5 protein-coding genes are annotated in these 6,205 nt (G+C 63.7%); 3 read left to right on the forward strand and 2 right to left on the reverse strand.

Features of this window, described 5'->3' with window-relative positions:
* Together AC5RWX_RS28940 and AC5RWX_RS28945 are read left to right on the forward strand one after the other, a co-directional pair.
* Positions 1 to 2,663, forward strand: a 2,663-nt coding sequence (locus AC5RWX_RS28940) for an NAD-glutamate dehydrogenase domain-containing protein (protein ID WP_494099681.1), incomplete at its 5' end; no start/stop codon positions are given.
* Between the two features lie 28 nt (positions 2,664 to 2,691).
* Positions 2,692 to 4,158: a sensor histidine kinase gene (locus tag AC5RWX_RS28945; protein WP_494099682.1), complete on the forward strand. Its 1,467-nt coding sequence runs from the start codon at positions 2,692 to 2,694 to the stop codon at positions 4,156 to 4,158.
* A 98-nt stretch (positions 4,159 to 4,256) separates the two neighbouring features.
* Here the strand turns inward: AC5RWX_RS28945 and AC5RWX_RS28950 are convergent, their stop codons facing one another.
* On the reverse strand, positions 4,257 to 4,505 hold the full coding sequence (locus tag AC5RWX_RS28950; protein ID WP_015937605.1) for a WhiB family transcriptional regulator: 249 nt from the start codon (positions 4,503 to 4,505) through the stop codon (positions 4,257 to 4,259).
* 231 nt (positions 4,506 to 4,736) lie between these two features.
* Here AC5RWX_RS28950 and AC5RWX_RS28955 point away from each other — a divergent pair, with 231 nt between their 5' ends.
* Positions 4,737 to 5,219: a hypothetical protein gene (locus AC5RWX_RS28955; RefSeq protein WP_494099683.1), complete on the forward strand. Its 483-nt coding sequence runs from the start codon at positions 4,737 to 4,739 to the stop codon at positions 5,217 to 5,219.
* Between the two features lie 97 nt (positions 5,220 to 5,316).
* Here the strand turns inward: AC5RWX_RS28955 and AC5RWX_RS28960 are convergent, their stop codons facing one another.
* Positions 5,317 to 5,973, reverse strand: a complete 657-nt coding sequence (locus AC5RWX_RS28960) for a hypothetical protein (RefSeq protein ID WP_494099684.1) — start codon at positions 5,971 to 5,973, stop codon at positions 5,317 to 5,319.
* Positions 5,974 to 6,205: the final 232 nt, after the last annotated feature.

Raw genomic sequence — 6,205 nt, forward strand, 5'->3', positions numbered from 1 at the left:
GACGCGACGAATTGGCTGCGGCCATCGAAAAGGTGGCTACGCTCGACGCCGACCGGGTGCTGCGGACCTTTGTGAACCTGATCGAGTCCACCCTCCGGACCAACTTCTACCAGTACAAGCCCCACCTCAGCTTCAAACTCGATCCGGCCCGCATTGAGGGGCTGCCTTTCCCCCGCCCCATGTTCGAAATCTGGGTCTATGCACCGCAGGTGGAGGGCGTCCACCTCCGCTTCGGCAAGGTGGCCCGCGGCGGGCTGCGCTGGTCCGACCGGCGCGAGGATTTCCGCACCGAAATCCTGGGCCTGGTCAAGGCACAGACTGTTAAGAACGCCGTCATCGTGCCCACTGGGGCCAAGGGCGGCTTCTTCGCCAAGCAGCTTCCAGACCCCACGGTAGACCGGTCCGCTTGGATGGCCGAAGGCGTCGAAAGCTACAAGACCTTTATCCGCGGTCTCCTTGACATCACTGACAACCTCGTCGCTGAGGGTGACGGCGAAAGGCTGGTGCCGCCGTCGGACGTTATAAGGCACGACGACGACGATTCCTACCTCGTGGTTGCGGCCGACAAGGGAACCGCAACCTTCTCGGACATCGCGAACGGGCTGGCCAAGGAATACGGATTCTGGCTGGGCGACGCGTTCGCTTCCGGCGGGTCCGTGGGCTACGACCACAAGGCGATGGGCATTACAGCCCGGGGTGCGTGGGAATCCGTGAAGCGCCACTTCAGCGAGCTTGACCTCGATACGCAGACCCAGCCGTTCACCGTGGTGGGCGTGGGTGACATGTCCGGCGACGTGTTCGGCAACGGCATGCTCCTCTCGCGCCACATCCGGCTTCTCGCAGCGTTCGATCACCGCCACATACTCCTTGACCCCAACCCGGACGAAGAAACCTCCTTCGTGGAGCGGCAGCGGTTGTTCGAGCTGCCGAGGTCATCGTGGGACGACTACAACAAGTCGCTCATCAGCGAAGGCGGCGGAGTGTTCCCCCGCCAGGCAAAATCAATACCCGTTACCGCCCAGGTACGCGCCGCGCTGGGGCTTCCCGCCGAAACAACGGAACTCAGCCCGCCGGAACTCCTGCGTGCGATCCTGTTGGCTCCGGCCGACCTCCTCTACAACGGCGGCATCGGAACCTACGTCAAGGCGAGCACTGAGTCCAACGCCTCCGTGGGGGACAAAGCCAACGACGCCATCCGCGTTGATGGCAAGGACCTGCGCGTCAAGGTGGTGGGTGAGGGTGGAAACCTGGGCATGACGCAGCGTGGACGCATCGAAGCCGCGTTGCAGGGGGTCATCCTCAACACCGATGCCATCGACAACTCAGCCGGAGTTGACTGCTCCGACCACGAGGTCAACATCAAGATTTTCGTGGATCGGATGGTTGCGGCCGGGAAGCTGAGTGCCGAAGAGCGCGCAGGCTTCCTCGCATCGATGACTGATGAGGTGGGCCGGCTGGTGCTTGAAGACAACATCGACCAGAACATCCTGCTGCTGAATGACCGTACGCGGGTAGCCGAGTGGAGCCCGAGTTACGAACGGCTGATGGACTGGCTGGAAAAGAAGGCCGACCTGAACCGTGAGCTGGAGGCACTTCCCACCACGGAGGTGCTGAGGGAGCGGCTGCAGCAGGGCCAGGGCCTGACTTCTCCGGAGCTGTCCGTGCTGGCGGCCTACGCCAAGATCGAGCTGACCTCCGCACTGCGCGACAGCAACCTCGCTGACGACCCTTGGTTCAGGAAGACGCTGCGGGCTTACTTCCCGGAGCAGTTGCGCGAACGGTTTGACGCAGAGTTGGACACCCATCCGCTGCGCCGCGAAATAATCGCGACCATTGTGGCGAACGACATGATCAACCTGGGTGGCATTACGTTCGCGTTCCGGACCATGGAAGAAACATCGGCCTCGGAGGTTGCCGTGGCCAAGGCGTTCGTTGCCTTGAGGGAGGTTTACGAGCTCGACGTGATGGTCGAGGAACTGAACAGCCTGCCGGCGTCGTTCCCCACCGAGCACTGGAGCGTTGTCCACCTGGACATCCGTCGCTTGCTGGACCGGGCTGTCCGCTGGCTACTGGGGCAGGGCAGCGTTTCCCGGCCGATTGCCGACGTCGTGAGTGAATTCAAACCCCTCATAGATCCGATGCGGGCCCGCCTGCTGAACTACCTTCGCGGCGATGACCGGGACAGGGTTGCCGGTTGGCTGGAGAAGGCGGGCGAATGGGAGTTGCCGGAAGGGCTCGCACTGCGGTGGGCCGAGCTCTTCGAGAGCTTCGTCCTGCTGGACATCGCAAAGATCGCCCGCGTCCGTAAAGACGCGGTAGAGGAGGTTGCTGCCGTGTACTACACCGTCTTCAACCGGTTCCATGCGGACTCCCTGCTCGAACGCATCAGCAGATTACCGCGGCAGGACCGGTGGCAGGCGCTGGCCCGGGCAGCCTTGCGTGATGACCTGTATTCCACCATCTCGGACATGACGACGGCGGTGCTGGACGCCACCGATGCTGCAGACTCGCCGGAGGCGCGGCTGAAGGATTGGGAGGCCCTGAACGCAGAGCAGTTGGCCCGGGCGAAGAGTATGTTTGATGAGGTCAATGCCCTCGAGGCCGACGACATGGCCTCACTGTCGGTAGCATTGAGGCTCTTGAGGTCAATCGTTCGACGCTAGCAAGTCCGGCGTCGCAAATGGAGGTGCAGTGGCAATCTTTACGGACCCCATCAGGGAACATGCTGATTTCGGGCCGGGGGATGCCGAATGGCTGCACCTCCTGGTTGGGGACTGGCAAATGGTCGCGGACCTGGCATTCGCGGACCTGGCGCTCTGGTTCCCCCACCCGGACCACGGGTATGTGGCGCTGGCGCATGTCCGGCCCTCCACCACGCACACCGTGTTCCACGGCGACTTCGTAGGCGAACCCATCCGCTCAGATCTCCAGCCCCTCGTGGACAAGGCCTGGAACAGCCGCTCCATCGAACGCTCCAGCGAAACCAACTGGAGCAGTGACATGGCGTTGCGGGTCGAGGCGGTGCCCATGGTCCGTAACGGGCGCACCTTGGCCGTTGTCACTACGCACATGGACCTGTCGAGCTCGCGGATGCCGTCCCGGCTGGAGCTGACGTACCGGCAGTGCGCTTATGACCTTCTGCGGATGGGGACCCTTGGGTTGTGGCCGGACTTCGCGTCGCCTACGGGTTCCCGCCGCGGCGCCCCCCGGGTAGGGGACGGGTTGATCAGGCTGGATGCCGAGGGGATCGTTCAGTACGCCAGCCCCAACGGTGTTTCGGCTTTCCGGCGGCTCGGCGATGGCGAATCGCTGGAGGGCCGCTCGCTGGCCGAGGTTACTGCGAGCCTGCTGAAGGACCGCCGGATGGTGGACGAGACGTTGCCCCTGGTGGTCACGGGCCGGATGCCCTGGCGCAGCGAAATTGAGTCCCGCGGGGTGAGCCTATCCCTGCGGGCAATTCCGCTGCGTGACGAGCAGCAGCGCTTTGGTGCGCTGGTTCTTTGCCGCGATGTGTCCGAGCTGCGGCGGCGGGAGATGGAGTTGGTGACCAAGGACGCCACCATCCGCGAAATCCATCACCGGGTCAAGAACAATTTACAGACCGTTGCCGCGCTGTTGCGCATGCAGTCCCGCCGCATGGTCAGCGACGAGGCGAAACAGGGACTTGAGCAGGCGATGCGCCGGGTGGCTACGATCGCGCTGGTCCACGAAACACTGTCCCAGGGCCTGACGCAGAGCGTGGATTTCGATGAGCTGATCGGGCGGCAGTTCCGGCTTTCCGCCGAAGTAGCCTCGCCATCGCAGCAGGTCCGGACCGAGCGTTCGGGTATGTTCGGCGAACTGCCCAGTGACTTCGCCACTCCGCTGGCGCTGGTCATTAACGAACTGGTGACCAATGCAGTTGAGCATGGCCTTGAGGGGCGGACAGGCACCGTATGGCTTCTCGCTGACCGCTCCGAAGGGGACGACAGCGAGGAACTGACGGTCACCATCGCCGACGACGGCGTGGGCCTGCCCGACACACCCCACGTTGAGGGCCTGGGGCTGCAGATCGTGCGCACCCTGGTGACCAGCGAACTCGGCGGCACTATCCAATGGCAGCCGCGTGAGGGCGGTGGTACTGCGGTTCAGATACGACTCACCCTGGCCGCCAAGTAGGACAGCAAAAGGCCCTGGCGGCAACCTTGCAGGTTGCGGCCAGGGCCCTTTGGTGTTCGGACTGCTGTTTAGCTTAAGCGCCTATGTGCCTGATGGAATCAGGAAGCCCGGCGGGCGCGCGCTGCCCGGCGCTTCAGGGCGCGGCGCTCGTCTTCGCTCATGCCGCCCCAGACGCCGGCATCCTGGCCCGACTCGAGAGCCCACTGCAGGCATGTGTCCACTACCGGGCACCGGCGGCAGACGCTTTTCGCTTCCTCAATCTGCAGGAGCGCCGGGCCCGTGTTCCCTACGGGGAAGAACAGTTCCGGGTCCTTTTCGAGGCACGCTGCGCGGTTACGCCAATCCATGCTGATCAGTTGCTCCATTTCTGGGAAAAGCCCCTTGTGAAATTATTCACTAGTAGCTACAAAGGAAAGGGGCCCGGCAGGGCCCCGTTGGTCGTCTATGTCAAGCCTGTCATGTTAACGCTGTGTAAACAAGGGGTAATAAGGCTTGAAATCCCGGGAACGCTGAGCGATACGTCACAGTGGCGGTACTGACTCTCACCACTGTCCGACTATGTCCGGTAGGGTGCCAGTGTGTCAAGACCCCCTGAACACCCCACTGACCCGTCGAACCCGTCAGACGGCCCAAAGGCGGAGCAGTCGGCGGCGGGCGCCCTCCCGGCACGGCCGGCGGCTGTCCTCGTGGTGGCGCTGATTGTGGCTGCGGAGGCTACAGCCCTGCTTGCGGCTGCTGCCTGGTACGGCTACCAGTTGGTAGCGGGCAGCCCGGTTCTTTCGTTCTGGGGCGCGGTGTTCACCCTTGCGCTGCTCCTGGCCTTTGCGGCCTGGCTCTATTCGGTTGCGGTGTTCCTTTACCGTGGTTACCGGTGGACCAGGGCTGCCGCGCTGGTGGCTCAGTTGTTCGTTCTGACCATCGGATTCCCCACGCTGACTGGTGGTCTGCCCCTGGCTGGAATGGCGATGCTGGTTCCTGCGGCCACCGCAATGGTGCTGCTGTTCCACAACAGAGTCATCAGTTTCGCGTCCCGTACCGGAAGCGCGGCGCCGGCCCTCTGACGCCCCGCCCGGGTACCTTTTCTGGCCTGGCACTGCTCCTCATTCCCTTGCGGCCTGACCTCGGTTCGCCGCAGTTGCGGGTCGCTGCTGCGGCGCATCATGCTCCGGCTCCGGCCTCGCCTTCCAGCCCGGGACCAGCCCAACCCACCTGGATGCTTCGGGCGGCGCCTAGCGTGATGAGGATTCCCCTGCCCGGTGGTCCACCGGCCTCTACCTCGAACCGGACACCGAAGAGATCACCGTCGGACAGGGAGCGGGGTGCAAGCAGGAGGCCGGTGCCCGCCGAACGGGAGCCCATGGCCAGCGGCACGCGCTGCAGCAGCATGGGGCTGTAGGTCGCTGTGAGGACCACTGGGTGCCCCAGGGCATTGAAGTCCGACAAGTCCCGGATGACTTCGCCGGGGAGAAGGTCGGCGTTATCGACCAACGCCACCGTACCCTTTGGTGTTTCACCGGCTGCTGCTGTGGCAAGCGATCGCTTCCAGAAGTCGCGGAGGTCCGTGCTATCTTCGGGACAGAGCCACTGGCGGCCTTCTGAATTCATGAGCGGCAGGGCGCGAAGGAAGTTGCTTTTCCCGGCGCCCGCTCCGCCCAGGACAGTGAACACCCCTGCCGCCCGCAAACTGCAGGAGGCCGGCTCAAGTTCGTCACCGCCAATGCCAATGAAGATGTCCTGCAACCTGATGCTACCCGGAGCGCTTGGTGGTTTGCCCCGCTCCGCCAGGTCCTGTGCGTCGGAGCCGGAAAGTATCATTTCCCGTATTTTCAGGGCAGGCACCAACGCCGGAAGTTGTTCGACGCGGAAGGGGCAGGTGGACAGTGGACGCTCCGCCCTCTCTATGCTTTCCGGCCTTTTCACCCTCTTAACGCTCTCCGGGCCGTTCACCCCCTCAACCCTCTCCGGGACGCAGACTGCCGCTCTTGAATCCCAGTCCCGGTGGTTGACGTTGTACAGCTGGCAAACGGCAGGCACGCCTCCGGAAATC

The organism is Arthrobacter sp. SPT-J7 (assembly GCF_059089965.1).